The following is a 12,997-nucleotide window of genomic DNA, read 5'->3' as shown; positions in this document are numbered from 1 at the left end:
GATGCATGCTTCGGAGCTGACGCCGGACGACCCCGCCAAGACGGGTGCACCGGTTGTGTCTGAGTTCGCTGCCGAGAAAGTGCTCGGTGCGGCACCAAATGAAAGTTTGCGCATCCTGACCTGCGGTTCGGTTGATGACGGTAAGTCGACGCTCATCGGCAGATTGCTTTGGGATGCATCGGATCTCGCTATCGATCAGCGCGAGATGATCGAACGCGGAGCGGAAAGCGCGGGCGCTGGGCCTGATTTCTCACGCCTTGTCGATGGTCTTGCCGCCGAGCGCGAACAGGGCATCACGATAGATATTGCGTGGCGAACCTTTGACACAGACCAGCGGCGCTTCGTCATTATTGATAGTCCGGGCCACGAGCAGTACACGCGGAATATGGCGAGCGGCGCCAGTCATGCCGACGTTGCGATCATGCTTACAGATGCGCGTCACGGTGTTAAGCCGCAAACGCGACGGCATGCTGCCATTTTGGATCTTATGGGCGTCAAGCACGTCATCCTCGCCGTCAACAAGATGGACCTCGTTGACTGGTCGCAGTCTGTCTTCGACGAAATCGCAGAAGAGTTTCGTGCTCTGACGTTGCGATTTGGATTTCAGAACGCGGTAAGCATTCCGGTTGCTGCGGTCAGCGGCGACAATGTCGCGACGCGGTCAGCGCGGACGGAATGGTATCGCGGGCCGACTTTGCTGGAGCATTTAAATTTTTTGCCGCCACGAGCTGCAGTTGTCGCGGGCGCATTCCGTATGCCGGTGCAGATGGTGCTGCGTGATGGTCGAGATTTTCGGGGGTTGGCGGGTACGATCAGTTCCGGTCGCGTCGAGATCGGCGATGAAGTCGTCGACGTTCTGAGCGGCAAACGTGCGCGGGTCCAACGCATCGCGACCTTCGATGGTGAACTCACATCGGCTGAGCCCGGACGGGCGGTGGTTATCGGGCTCGATAGGGATATCGACGTCGCTCGTGGACACGTTCTTGCAGCAGCTGTTGCGCCGCCTTCTCGCGCCGATGGTTTGACTGCCCAGTTTGTCTGGCTGGCGGAGCAATCTTTTGATGCGAACGCCGGTTATCTCTTGCGGACCGCTACGGACCTGGTGCCCATCGATAGCGTTGAGCTTGCGGCGTTGATGGACCTTGAGACGCTGACAGTCCGCCCTAGCGCCGTGTGCACGACGAACGACATCGCGGTTGCGAAGATCGCGTTGGGACGTCCTGTTGTTCTCGACGCTTTTACAGAGAATTGCGAAACCGGTGCATTTATGATCGTCGATGCTATCACTGGGGCATCGGTCGCTGGCGGAATCGTATTGGAACCTTTCGGTCAAGCCGAGCGTAGTTCCGGCGCGCAGTTCGTTCTCGACAGTACGCGGCTGGCGGCCGGACTTTGCCGCGATCTTGGCAATAGCGCCGAGGATCGCGCGGAATTTAAACGACGCGCAGCCGAGGTCGCTCTCATTTTGAGGGCTGCCGGCGTGAAGACGTCAATAGACGTCTAGCTACCGCGCAGAAACATCGCAGGGTGCCGCCGTGTGGGAAGACATCCTGATCTACGTCGCGATCGGATTTGTGGCGCAGATGGTCGATGGTGCCATCGGGATGGCATTTGGGATCGTCTCGACCAGCGTTTTGCTCAGTGCGGGCGTTCCTCCTGTGACGGCAAGTGCGTGTACGCATGCTGCGGAGACGTTCACCACCGCAGCTTCAGGTATCGCTCACTGGCGGGTCGGTAACATCGATTGGCGGCTGGTGCGGCGGCTCGCTCTGCCTGGAATGATCGGGGGAGCGCTCGGCGCATATCTGCTGTCGGAAGTGCCCGGCGATGTGATCCGGCCGTATATCAGCGTCTATTTGTTCATCCTTGGCGTGCTGATCATTTTGCGGGCGGCACGTAACGCTCGTTCCCGCAGCAATATCGGGCATCGGCATCTTCTTCCATTGGGCTTCTTCGGAGGTTTCCTCGACGCGGTCGGCGGCGGTGGTTGGGGTCCGATGGTTGCGACGACGCTCATCGGCCGTGGGGCTGAAGCCCGTTACGCAATAGGTTCGGTGAACTTGGTCGAGTTCTTCGTGACGGCCGTGATTTCAGCGACGTTTCTCGTCACCGTTGGATTGGAACTTTGGCCGATTATTGCCGGCTTGGTGGTTGGAGGCGTTATCGCCGCGCCTTTCGCGGCTCTCGCGACACGATATTTGCCAGAGCGGTTGCTTATGATCGTCGTCGGGCTGATGGTTTCAGGCCTGAGCGTTCTCTATCTCATTAGAAAACTTGCACCGTAGAATTTCTGTCTGCGAGAACCCTCATGCATGCATCATTCCCAGATACGTGGATCCTTGTCTCGCTCGCGGGGCTGTTGGTTGGGTTTCTGATCGGGATGACAGGTGTCGGTGGCGGTTCGGTCACTACGCCGATGCTTATTTCCGGATTCGGTGTCGCCCCGGCACTCGCCGTAGGGACGGACCTGCTCTTCGCATCGATTACGAAGGCAAGCGCGGCGTGGCGTCATCACAAGTATGGGAATGTTGATTGGCCGATCTTCGGCTACCTCGCGTGTGGCAGCTTAACGTCCACACTCATCACCTTGGCGTGGCTCAAGTTTGCACACCCTGACACGACCCTTCTAGCTTCGGTCATAAGGACTGTATTAATCGGTGCGCTCGTTGCCAGTTCACTTGCTGTCTCGTTGGTACCATGGTGGCTGCGACGGCATGGTAGCCAGGGGACGCCGGAGATGCGCAGTGCGCCACGTCCCATTCCCACTGTTCTTTACGGCCTACTAGTTGGCGCGTTGGTTACGCTGACATCGGTTGGTGCGGGCGCGATTGGTGTTGCGATCCTGATCATGCTGTATCCCAATCTTGCAGCGCGCCGGATCGTGGGAACGGACATCGTGCATGCGATCCCTCTCGCTTTCATTTCCGGCGTTGGTCATCTGTCGATGGGCAATGTGGATTTTGGACTTCTCGGTGCTCTGCTCATCGGTTCAATTCCCGGCATCATGCTTGGGTCGCGACTTGTTGGTGCGTTCCCCGACTGGCTGTTGCGGCTGCTTTTGTCGGTGGTTCTGATTTATGCCGCATATCTACTTTATACTTTCGCGCATTAGGAGATTTTGAGAATCACTTTGTTTCCGTGCGTCAATTGCATGGGGGCCAATTCCCCATCTGTTTGAAAGTTGTGACCGCTTTCCCGTGCCGCGAATGCGACGTGGACGCGCTTGTACGAATCGGGACACTTTCGCTTCTCGTTACCGGGGCACTGGTCTTGCTTTTCACGACCCCGCGGACGTCCAACGTGTTGCGTCCCCACGAAATTTTTCGTGTCAACTTTTTGGGGTTTTGTGTGTCATGGCTATTGATGCTCTCGTTAAACCATTGATGAACGTAGCAATTTTTCAGGGGCTGAAGCCGCTCCAAATTACCGAGATTGCGCGACGGGCCGAGCGTGTCGTCTACAGACCTGGACAGGCCATTATCGAAGAAGACGTTGATGGTGATGCTGCTGTTCTCATCGTTTCAGGCGATGCTGTGCGCATTTCCGGTCCCGGTTGCGAAGGAGCTCCCAGGGAAATTGCCCAAGGGGCATTGCTGGGTGAAATGGCAATGCTGATTGAGACGCAGCACTCCTCCACTGTGATCGCACGTGGAAGTGTGCGCGCCCTACGCATCACCCGTGCCGATCTTCATGCGCAAATGGAAGAAGACCCCGCCGTTGCCGATCATTTCGTTGGAAAAATCACAGGACGCTTGACGCGTCTCGCGCAAGAGCTACGGACAGTCGATGCCACTTTGGGTGGCGGGCAAGAAAATCTCGCGGATGCGACGGTTCATTGACGCAGTCGGCTGTACGCGGGCCGTTCACCAAGTATTATTTCTGACATGAGATTTAAAAAGTGAACGCCCAGTCCCGGGGGGAGGGACTGGGCGCTCTTGCGCTCTCGCGCGCGATGCCGGGAGGGAAGCCGGCATCACAGGCTGCGTCTTCGGCTAGACGGGGGGCACTACCGAATACAGGGTGACGCGCCTGACTAACTCCAATTTAAGCGCGAAACAGGCTTATGCAATAGGTGCAATAAGCTATGATCACGAAAACGTGAACAAGAATCGGCTGTTTTCCCCTGCTCAATTGTTGCCCAGAGTCCGAACAGACACACTTTATGTGCAGCGAATGCAGTTTTAACTACTGCTTGAAGGGGTTATTAACGGACTTTATTACGAATTTACTCTTCTCGACGGGCTCGTCACGAACAACATCGGCGACCTGTACGCGCGTGTCCAACCCTTGAGCGTCAGTTGTAATCCATTCCTTGAGCTGCATATCAGGGGTTTTGGACATAATCAGGGTAATCCGGCCCGTCGCATCAGGACTTTTGTCCTCCAGGGCCAATAGAAGTGACTCCCCAATTTGCTGGACTTCAACGATGCGCGCGTCACGCATCAGGTCCACATCCTTGCCAAGAAGAATCCGAAATGGCGTTTGGTCTAGAGCAACGCGATCCTCAGAATCGACATCTGGGTCCTGGATGGCGAGGTATGTCCCGTCAGAAATGATGAGCTGGCGCGAGGGCCGGTCGTAGTTAAAGCGGAACATCCCCGGCCGCATCATGAGGAAGTTTCCCTTCATGACTTTGCCGTCCGCTGCCGTCTGCACGAACTCGCCTTTCAGCGTTTTTAGCTCGTTGAAATATTTGGAGACCGAATTGACGTCCTGTGTCTGCTGGACATCGAGCGCAATGGAGCTCGAGCCATCCGGGGCGACCTGTGCGCTCCAGCCTGGTCCGACGGGTGTGGCCGTTGCGTTCTTGGCGGGGTCGGCGGCAAGTGCTGTTGCGCTGAAGGCTGTCGCCAAGACGAGCGCGCTTGCGAGCGATGGAAAGTGTTTCATGGTCTCAGTCCCTCCCCCAGGTCCCCGTTAACTGTATCGTGCAGTGCCACAAGAAAGGGCATACAGTCCAGTGTGATTCCTTGAACAATGCGACAAGATCGGGGCGGTTGGGGTTATTCCATCCGTTATGGGGTGAGATAAGGATGCCCACACGCAAATATACCACGGTCAAAAAGCTGATTACGATAGTTCAAGCCCAGCGAGGAGAAAGACGCGGTCGGCTAGCGCGGGCATAGTTATCTTCTTGTGGGGCTCTTGGTTGGGGCTCCGATTCAGCTCCAGCGATGCGAGCCATGAGATCCGCATCATAGTCGGCTGTTCCAGCCGACCGTAGAAACTCAGCAACGGCTTGGACTTCATGAGAATCCACTCGGGCGCTATGAATGCGTGCGCAGTGCCCACTGCCGGACGAGAGCAACATATCGTCTCGATCGAGGAGTTGTTCGGCGCCTGAGCCACCCAGAACAAAGCGACTGTCCGCTTTTGTCGGCGTTTTGAAGCAGATCTTGGTGCGAAGATTTTTGATCAGCGTGTCGGTGAGAACGTCTGGCGACATTTCCTCTGTCGCCAGAACCAAGTGAATCCCTGCTTGCTGAGCCATAGTAGAAATGCGCCGGAACGCAGCTTCGAACTTTTCGGACGCCGAGCGCGCTATGCCGGCGAACTCATCGATCACAACAACGATGTAAGGCATCGTCGCGAGGTCCATCTGCTCATGTTCGTAGATGGGCTCACCAGTCGATCTATCGAATCCCGTATTGACCGTGCGCGAGATCATCTCACCGCGCTTTTTGGCGTTGATTACCCGGTTGTTGAAAATGTCAATGCTGCGCACTGAGAGCTTGGACATCCGCTTGTGGCGCTCTTCCATTTCAGCAACGATCCATTCGAGGGCTGCGATGCCCTGAAGCGGATCTGTGACGACAGGCGCAAGCAAGTGCGGAACGTCGTTGTAGTTCGACAGTTCGATCATTTTCGGATCGATCAGCAGAAGCCGGCAGGCGTCCGGACCGTGGCGATACACGATCGACTGAATCATCGCATTGAGCGCGGCCGTTTTTCCCGAGCCGGCCTGTCCGGTCACGAGTAGATGCGGCATCCGGGTGAGGTCAGCGACGACCGGCGTACCCTCTATGGATTTGCCAAGCGCAATAGGCAGCGGTCCATCGAAACGGCGGTAGGTATCGCTTTCAAAGATTTCCCGCACGTGGACGGTTTCACGCCGAGGATTGGGAATTTCGATGCCGATCGCGCTGCTGCCGGGCATCGCGGCAATCCTTACCGTGGGGACAGACATGGCGCGTGCGATATCGTCCGCGAGTGCGACGACCCGAGAGGTTTTTGTGCCGCGCTGGGGCTCGAGTTCAAACAGGCTAACGACAGGCCCCTGCTTGATCTCGCGAACCTCGCCATTAATGCCAAAATCTCGCAGGACATCTTTGAGCATACGGGCGTGGGCTCGGCTCACGGTTTGTGTGAATTCAGGGCCGGGTCGCCCCGTCGGTGCGGGATCAAGGAGGTGAACGGACGGACGCTTATAGCCGATGCGGGCGCTGGGTTTGTAGCACAACGAGCCTAGGCGGCGTTTGCGTGTGTCCTCTTCCGTAGAAATGGTCTCGGCGATTGGCGATGGGGTGATGGTTGGAACAGCTTCCCAAGGCGCCGGTGTCGATCGTGTGCGGTTACGCTCGACCTCGTCGTCTTCGCTTGAGGATTTGTGCAAGAATGACTTCATGAGTTTGCGCGCAGGCGAAGCGGTTGCGCGCGCAGCGGCTGAAGCGTTTTTCATCAGCGTGGGGGCGAGTGTCGGTTCGTCGCTCACTTCGATTTCGGACGTTTCCTCGCTGAATAGAGTCGGAGAGGATTTCGCACGAGAAGTTTTTTTCGGTTCCCAGTTTTTTCCCGTCGTTGGCGGCTCGGCGTAGGCGGCGTAGCCTTTGCCTTGCCGGTTTGCAGGCGCGAAACGTCTTGCGATGGCGGCGCTGTCGTCATCGGTATCGAGATCGAATTCGGGCTCACGTTGCGTCGGCGTGTCCGTTTCCCATGAGCCCGAGGATGGTTTGGATTTTTTGACAGGTGGTTCTGTTGCCTGAGGCCGTAGAGACGGCGGCAGGTCATCGATCTCTTCGTCCTCAGATTGTTCACGCGCAGGCGCGCGCTCGTCAAACGAACGCATCAACGTAGGAGCGTCGTTGTCTCTAGATTTGCGCGCCATTGGCTTTCGGACGGGCGCTGCCGGCCGTTCGGGTGTGAAGGTTGCCTCCACTTCGTCCACGGATTCCGGCGCAAGAGACTCGAGCTCGGGTTCGGCTCTTGGTTCGGCAAAGGGTGCGGAAGAAAAACTCGGCTCGCGGCGTTCTGTAAGACTGGGCTCTTGCGGCGTCTCAACCGTGGTTGTCACGGGCGTCAAGGCATTTAGGCCAGCTTTGAGCGCCTTTGAGATATCCTTGAGTTCGATCCCGATTGAATAGGCGAGCGCGGCGAAGCCAGCTGCAAACAGTGCTGCGCCCGCAACAGGTGCGATCGTGGGGGAAATCAAGGTTGCCAGAATGAGGTGGCAAAGGCCGTAGATGGCGTCACCTAGAATGCCGCCAAGGCCTTGCGACATTGGCCAGACCTGTGGTGGCGGCAGCGAGGCAAAGGCGCTTGCCAATGTGAAGATCGATAACGGAAAGAAAGTCAGCTTTGTCCGGAGGTCGCGAATGCGGCCAGACAGCGCGAGTTCTGTTCCCCAGAACATCGGCGCCAGAAGCGCAAGGATGGACGTGAGGCCCAGGCTTTCCAGGAGAAGATCGGAAAGGATGGCACCCGGATAGCCTAAGACGTTGGCGGGAGGGGCGCTCGTAATGTGTGTCAGGCTGGGGTCGGCTGCAGACCAGCTAATAAGGCTGGCCCAGACGGCTGCGAGGACGATGAGAACGGCAAAGCCGTAGACACGCGAAATACCACCGCGCAAACGTTTCTCCAACGATTGTGGGAGAAGTCGCTCGGTTTCACTCACATGACTTTTGTACTGGTACTGGGGCAACATTACTCAGACGAACGCTACGCGAAAACATCGACTATTCGTTCCAGCGCCTGTCTGATCGTTTCCGGGCTTTGCACCAATGCCACGCGCACGAAATCTGCGCCTGGATTGATGCCGTCGCGACCGGTTTGAGCGAGATAGGCACCAGGCAGTACCTTGACACCCGCACGTTTCCATAGGGTTACCGAAGCGTCGATTCCGCCACCAAAATTGCCGAGATCGAGCCAGAGGAAGAATCCGCCAGCCGGGCGGGTATAGCCGTAGCGTGTGCCGAGCACCTCGTCACATACGTCGTATTTCTTTTTATATGCCAGACGGTTAGCTGCTACGTGGGTTTCGTCCGCCCATATTGCCGCTGATGCAACTTGAATCGGTCCTGGCATTTGTGGGCCGATAAGGTTGCGAATTGTCGCAAGCGAGGCGAGAAATTTTTCGTCGCCCGCCATGAAGCCGGAGCGCATGCCTGGCAGGTTCGATCTTTTGGACAGGGAGTTAAAAACTATTAGGTTGCGAAAACGTTCTGGTGTCGCGGCTGCAACCGTGAGAGCACCGACGGGTGGCTCATCGGAATAAAGCTCCGAATAGCACTCATCGAAGAACAGCATGAAATCGTAGCGCCGGGCGAGGTCCAGGGCACGCGCAATATATTCCGGCGTGGCTACGGCGCCCTGCGGATTTGCGGGCGAGCAAAGGTAAAGCGCGCAGGTGCGTTTTAGCAGGGACGCCTCTGAAGCTAATGCTTCAAGATCGGGGAGCTGGCCGGTGGCTTTCGTTGCGTTGAGGTAGACCGGTTCCGCGTTGGTGGCGAGGGCCGCGCCGATATATGCCGCGTAATATGGATTGCACATAAGTATTGCGGGACGCGTACCTTCAGGCTGCCGCTTGCGGCCGACGGCAGGGAGTGCGGCGTAGAACAAGCCTTCACGTGAGCCGTTGCATGGGAGAATAGACGTTTCCGGATCGATCCCGGGCTTCAATTTAAAACGACGGTCGATCCATGCGGCAATCGCTTGGCGTAGCTCATCGGTGCCACGAATGGGTGGGTAGTTCGCAAAACGTGCCTGAGCGTCAGCAATGGTTTCGGCCACGTGGGCCGGCATGGTTTCGCGCGGCTCGCCCAACGTCAAATCGATGATGGGTTCGCGGCCCGGCGGGAAGGGAGCGAGAAGTTCGCGGACATGGCTGAAAGGGTAGGGGATGGCGCCTGATGCAAGGCGCTCAAGGCCGGTCAGCTCATTCATTCAGAAAATCCCTGGCATGGTCGGCTTCTACGCTCGCACATGAGACTAGAGGGCAGACGATGTCTGCCCTCCTCTCTTTGCCTGTAATGCCGTTTGGGATCAAATGCGACCGGTGCGCACGTCGAGTTCCGGATTGGCAGAGATATTGTGGATCGTCAGGTCTGCGCCGCGGCGTTGTTCTTCATCGCTCATGCGGAAGCCGAAGATCAGGTCTACGAGCGTGTAGACGATGAGGCCGGCGACCAGTCCGTAAGCGGAGCCCAGGAGCGAGCCGACAAACTGCGAGGCGAATGTCACGCCGCCGATCCCGCCGAGCGCTTCCGTTCCAAAGATCCCGCAAGCCAGCCCACCCCATAGGCCGCAAAGTCCGTGCAGCGGCCAGACACCAAGTACGTCATCGATCTTCCAGCGCTGGGTGGCGAGTTGGAAAAACTGGACGAAGATGAAGCCAGCGATTGCGCCTGTGACGAGTGAGCCGACTGGGTGCATGACGTCGGACCCCGCGCACACAGCGACAAGGCCTGCGAGGGCACCGTTGTGCACAAAGCCCGGGTCGTTACGGCCGACGATGAGGGCGGCCAGGATCCCACCGGCCATGGCCATCAGGGAGTTCATGGCGACGAGGCCGGAAATGGCAGCGACGCTTTGGGCGCTCATGACGTTGAAACCGAACCAGCCAATGCAGAGCATCCAAGATCCCATGGCCAGCCAGGGGATCGATGACGGTGGCGTTCCGGAAACGCCAGGATGGTCGTAGCGACCACGCCGCGGGCCGAGGCGCAGGATAGCGCCGAGCGCTGCCCAACCGCCAAATGCGTGGACAACGATCGACCCTGCAAAATCATGGAAGTTGGCGCCGAGCATGCTTTCAAAGAGTGTATCTTGAAGCCCAAAGTTGTTGTTCCAGACGGTTCCCTCGATCAGGGGGTAGGCAAAGCCGACGAGTAGGGCCGTCGCGGCGCACTGGGGTACGAACCGCGCACGCTCCGCGATGCCGCCCGATACGATGGCGGGGATGGCCGCAGCAAATGTGCATAGGAAGAAAAACTTGACCAGCGTCAGACCCTGGGGGCCGAAGCCTTCGGCGCCTCCCGTTAAAGCGGACGCACTGACCAGAAATGTGATCCCGTAAGAGATCCAAAAGCCGATGAAGAAATAAGCAACGGTCGAAATCGCGAAGTCGACCATGATTTTTACGAGCGCATTGACCTGACTGAAGTGGCGGACGGTACCGACCTCAAGGAAGGCGAAGCCGCCGTGCATCGCGAATACAAGTATCGCGCCCATCAATAGGAAAAATACGTCAGAGCCCTGTTGTAACTGTTCCATGGTGCCCACCCCTTGAAAAAGCTTTGTTGATTATTCTGCGTGCATTTCGCTTCCCAGAAAGGCGGCTGATTGCACGTGGCCAAAGCAATGGTCAAGGGTAGGATTGCCGTATAGGCGGGCAATATAAATAATTGCTCGATATTTAGTCTTCCGCCTACTTTTTCACCTCTATTTTGATTTGTTTTTGTGCGCTTGATCGGGTGTTGAAGGCTAAATTTTGAGCACTAGCGCACGCGGCGAGGGTTCTTATAGAGGTCGGATTCCTGACGTTCGAGGGCTGGGGAAATCCGGCCATCGATCACGTCATGCCAAAGCCGCCACATATGCCAGCGTGCCTGCCGGTTGAAGATGATGAGACCGGAAAACAGTTTCATCACAGTCAGCAGCTTTTTGTCAGCATGTTCGCTGCGAATGGCGCCCTTCCATTTGCCGGCAATGGAAAGAATTTTGCCATCAATGTAGCCGATGGCTTTGTTGTGCTCGTCATACAGCGTGTAGTCGCCACCAATGTTGATGAGCGCCCGCTCAAGACGGAAGAATTTGGGCGTTCCATCACTGACGATGAAAAACGAAAAGTGCTCAGGAAGAAACGGCCATTTGAGCGCCGATCGTTCGAGATAGATCATGAAATTGTCGTCGTGGGTGTTGATGGAATAGGCCATCACCGGCACACCGCGAGCCCCCAACGTGAGTTGCAGGCTGCGACCGACCATGAGGTCCATCGTTGCGCGCCAATTGAGACTGGGCGTGAACAGCTTGAAGACCAATCTGCGGTCCATGCCCTTCGCGTCTTTCCAGAGATCCTTGCGGTAACCGAGAAGACCCGTCCGCTCGCCATTCTCAATGACCTCGGCGTAGATATCCATGTCAGATGAAAACTGCCGGGATTTGGCGCGGTTACGGGAATGTTTGTAGATGCCGAACTCTGTCGGATTAAGGTCAGTCAGCCAGACGTCTACGACAAACTTCTGCCAGGTATCGCTCGAGGTGGACGCCTTGGTAATGCGACGAGACGGCTTCTTTTCGGGTTCGGTTTTGGCGCTGCGCTCGAGAACTTCGGCCCGAGCTTCGCGCGCAGCCTCGTTGGCAGCTTGTTCAGCTTCTGCGGCGACGCTTTGTGCGATGCCTTCAGTCATGGGGCCTCCGATATCATGAAACGCACGCACAGTTTTCGAATCAGTGTGGAGCCTAACATTCCAGTCGGGAATACAACCGCGTAGGCGCAACTCGTCCTCAGAAGAATCTTGGTCTTCTGCTCGGGGCGTTGTTTAGAACGTGTTCAGACGCGGGCGCCGAATATGGCTGAGCCGACACGAACGTGCGTAGCGCCGAGTTCCACTGCGGCTTCAAAATCGCCTGACATCCCCATGCTGAGGCCAGGGAGATCCAGTTCGCGCGCCAGCTTGGCCAGAAATGCGAAATGAACCGCAGGCTCTTCGTCAACGGGAGGAATGCACATGAGGCCCGTGATCTTGAGGCCGAACTCGTTTTGGCACTGATCGAGGAATTGGGCCGTATCGCGCGGTAATACACCGGCCTTTTGAGGCTCCTCACCTGTGTTCACCTGAATGAAGAGCTGAAGTTCCTTATTTAGCTTCGCTTGCTCTTCGGCAATAGCCTTGGCGATTTTGGGCCGATCGATGGAATGAATGGCGTCAAACAGCGTGACGGCTTCCTTGGTTTTATTGGACTGCAACGGTCCAATCAAATGCAGGGTTATATCTGGGAACTTGTCACGCAAGGCTGGCCATTTGCCGGCGGCTTCCTGGACCCGATTTTCGCCGAAGTGGCGCTGGCCGGCGTTCAGAACGGGCAGGATTTCGTCTGGGCCGAAGGTTTTGGAGACGACGATCAGCTCGATGTCAGCCGGGGAGCGACCGACGTCTTTCGCGGCGGCGGCGATCTTATCTTTGACGGCGCGTAAGCCTTGATGATCGGCGGAGATCGTATCGTCGGTCGTCATTTTGATGATCTGTCAGCTTTCTATGTTCGAACCCAATGGGGCTCTAGCACGTTTCCGGGCGGTGTAGTCCATCCGACCCGATTTTCATCATTTAATATAAGGACGTGCCATGCTGACCTTGAAGGATGCTCGACGTGTCATCGAAGCCGCCGAGAAAAAGGCTGAAGAAATCGGACAACCCATGAATATTGCGGTTGTCGACGCTGGTGCGCAATTGCTCGCACACATCCGGATGGATGGAGCCTGGATCGGCAGCATCGATATCTCGATCAACAAGGCTTTTACGGCGCGTGCGTTCGATATTTCGACGGAAGAGCTCGCGCGGAATAGTCAGCCTGGTGATCAGTTTTTCGGGATTCACGCGTCGAACCAAGACCGCGTGATGATTTTCGCAGGCGGTATTCCGCTTAAAGGCTCCGATGGCAGCATTGTCGGCGCGATTGGTGTCAGCGGCGGCAGCGGTGCGCAGGACCAGGCTGTGGCCGAGGCGGGTGCGGCAGCCCATACCTGCTAGACGGTTTGTGTGGGGGACGCTGGACCTTAAAA

The 12,997-nt window shown here is 57.0% G+C and carries 11 protein-coding genes; 5 read left to right on the top strand and 6 right to left on the bottom strand.

Annotation, left to right across the window (positions count from 1 at the left end):
• The first annotated feature begins 1 nt into the window (after window position 1).
• The 4 genes from YBN1229_RS04275 to YBN1229_RS04255 all read left to right on the top strand — a co-directional run bounded on the left by YBN1229_RS04275 (window position 2) and on the right by YBN1229_RS04255 (window position 3,839).
• The gene (locus YBN1229_RS04275; protein WP_052743688.1) at window positions 2-1,504 is read left to right on the top strand and encodes a GTP-binding protein; all 1,503 of its coding nucleotides are present in this window, start codon (window positions 2-4) and stop codon (window positions 1,502-1,504) included.
• 31 nt (window positions 1,505-1,535) lie between these two features.
• Window positions 1,536-2,285, top strand: a complete 750-nt coding sequence (locus YBN1229_RS04270) for a sulfite exporter TauE/SafE family protein (protein ID WP_197540881.1) — start codon at window positions 1,536-1,538, stop codon at window positions 2,283-2,285.
• A 23-nt stretch (window positions 2,286-2,308) separates the two neighbouring features.
• Complete coding sequence (locus YBN1229_RS04265; RefSeq protein ID WP_046476961.1) at window positions 2,309-3,112, top strand: sulfite exporter TauE/SafE family protein; 804 nt, start codon at window positions 2,309-2,311, stop codon at window positions 3,110-3,112.
• A gap of 241 nt (window positions 3,113-3,353) precedes the next feature.
• Window positions 3,354-3,839 carry a cyclic nucleotide-binding domain-containing protein gene (locus YBN1229_RS04255; protein ID WP_046476955.1) on the top strand — a complete coding sequence of 162 codons (486 nt, stop codon included), beginning with the start codon at window positions 3,354-3,356 and terminating at the stop codon, window positions 3,837-3,839.
• Window positions 3,840-4,185: 346 nt separating this feature from the next.
• Here YBN1229_RS04255 and YBN1229_RS04250 read toward each other — a convergent pair whose 3' ends face one another.
• The 6 genes from YBN1229_RS04250 to YBN1229_RS04225 all read right to left on the bottom strand — a co-directional run bounded on the left by YBN1229_RS04250 (window position 4,186) and on the right by YBN1229_RS04225 (window position 12,451).
• On the bottom strand, window positions 4,186-4,890 hold the full coding sequence (locus YBN1229_RS04250; protein WP_052743687.1) for a LolA family protein: 705 nt from the start codon (window positions 4,888-4,890) through the stop codon (window positions 4,186-4,188).
• A gap of 190 nt (window positions 4,891-5,080) precedes the next feature.
• Window positions 5,081-7,846: a DNA translocase FtsK gene (locus YBN1229_RS04245; protein ID WP_052743686.1), complete on the bottom strand. Its 2,766-nt coding sequence runs from the start codon at window positions 7,844-7,846 to the stop codon at window positions 5,081-5,083.
• 89 nt (window positions 7,847-7,935) lie between these two features.
• Entirely contained in the window at window positions 7,936-9,159 is a 1,224-nt protein-coding gene (locus tag YBN1229_RS04240; RefSeq protein WP_046476952.1) for an aminotransferase class I/II-fold pyridoxal phosphate-dependent enzyme, read from the bottom strand.
• Window positions 9,160-9,258: 99 nt separating this feature from the next.
• Window positions 9,259-10,488: an ammonium transporter gene (locus YBN1229_RS04235; protein WP_046476950.1), complete on the bottom strand. Its 1,230-nt coding sequence runs from the start codon at window positions 10,486-10,488 to the stop codon at window positions 9,259-9,261.
• Window positions 10,489-10,712: 224 nt separating this feature from the next.
• Window positions 10,713-11,624 (bottom strand): hypothetical protein, encoded by a 912-nt coding sequence (locus YBN1229_RS04230; protein ID WP_046476947.1) that lies wholly within the window; start codon window positions 11,622-11,624, stop codon window positions 10,713-10,715.
• A gap of 143 nt (window positions 11,625-11,767) precedes the next feature.
• Entirely contained in the window at window positions 11,768-12,451 is a 684-nt protein-coding gene (locus tag YBN1229_RS04225; protein ID WP_046476944.1) for a YggS family pyridoxal phosphate-dependent enzyme, read from the bottom strand.
• Between the two features lie 109 nt (window positions 12,452-12,560).
• On the opposite strand from YBN1229_RS04225, the gene YBN1229_RS04220 reads away from it, so the two are divergent.
• Window positions 12,561-12,965, top strand: a complete 405-nt coding sequence (locus YBN1229_RS04220) for a GlcG/HbpS family heme-binding protein (RefSeq protein WP_046476942.1) — start codon at window positions 12,561-12,563, stop codon at window positions 12,963-12,965.
• Window positions 12,966-12,997: the final 32 nt, after the last annotated feature.

Source organism: Candidatus Filomicrobium marinum, assembly GCF_000981545.1.
In the GTDB taxonomy this organism is placed as follows: Bacteria; Pseudomonadota; Alphaproteobacteria; order Rhizobiales; family Hyphomicrobiaceae; genus Filomicrobium; species Filomicrobium insigne.
The sequence above is the reverse complement of the archived record's forward strand: the minus strand, read 5'-3'. Positions and strand labels throughout refer to the sequence as shown.

What these genes read in the sequence shown, in the direction of transcription:
- YBN1229_RS04275 (WP_052743688.1), top strand. Translation starts at nt 2, where the DNA reads ATGCATGCTTCGGAGCTGACGCCGGACGACCCCGCCAAGACGGGTGCA.
- YBN1229_RS04265 (WP_046476961.1), top strand. Translation starts at nt 2,309, where the DNA reads ATGCATGCATCATTCCCAGATACGTGGATCCTTGTCTCGCTCGCGGGG.
- YBN1229_RS04255 (WP_046476955.1), top strand. Translation starts at nt 3,354, where the DNA reads ATGGCTATTGATGCTCTCGTTAAACCATTGATGAACGTAGCAATTTTT.
- YBN1229_RS04250 (WP_052743687.1), bottom strand. Translation starts at nt 4,890, where the DNA reads ATGAAACACTTTCCATCGCTCGCAAGCGCGCTCGTCTTGGCGACAGCC.
- YBN1229_RS04240 (WP_046476952.1), bottom strand. Translation starts at nt 9,159, where the DNA reads ATGAATGAGCTGACCGGCCTTGAGCGCCTTGCATCAGGCGCCATCCCC.
- YBN1229_RS04235 (WP_046476950.1), bottom strand. Translation starts at nt 10,488, where the DNA reads ATGGAACAGTTACAACAGGGCTCTGACGTATTTTTCCTATTGATGGGC.
- YBN1229_RS04230 (WP_046476947.1), bottom strand. Translation starts at nt 11,624, where the DNA reads ATGACTGAAGGCATCGCACAAAGCGTCGCCGCAGAAGCTGAACAAGCT.
- YBN1229_RS04225 (WP_046476944.1), bottom strand. Translation starts at nt 12,451, where the DNA reads ATGACGACCGACGATACGATCTCCGCCGATCATCAAGGCTTACGCGCC.
- YBN1229_RS04220 (WP_046476942.1), top strand. Translation starts at nt 12,561, where the DNA reads ATGCTGACCTTGAAGGATGCTCGACGTGTCATCGAAGCCGCCGAGAAA.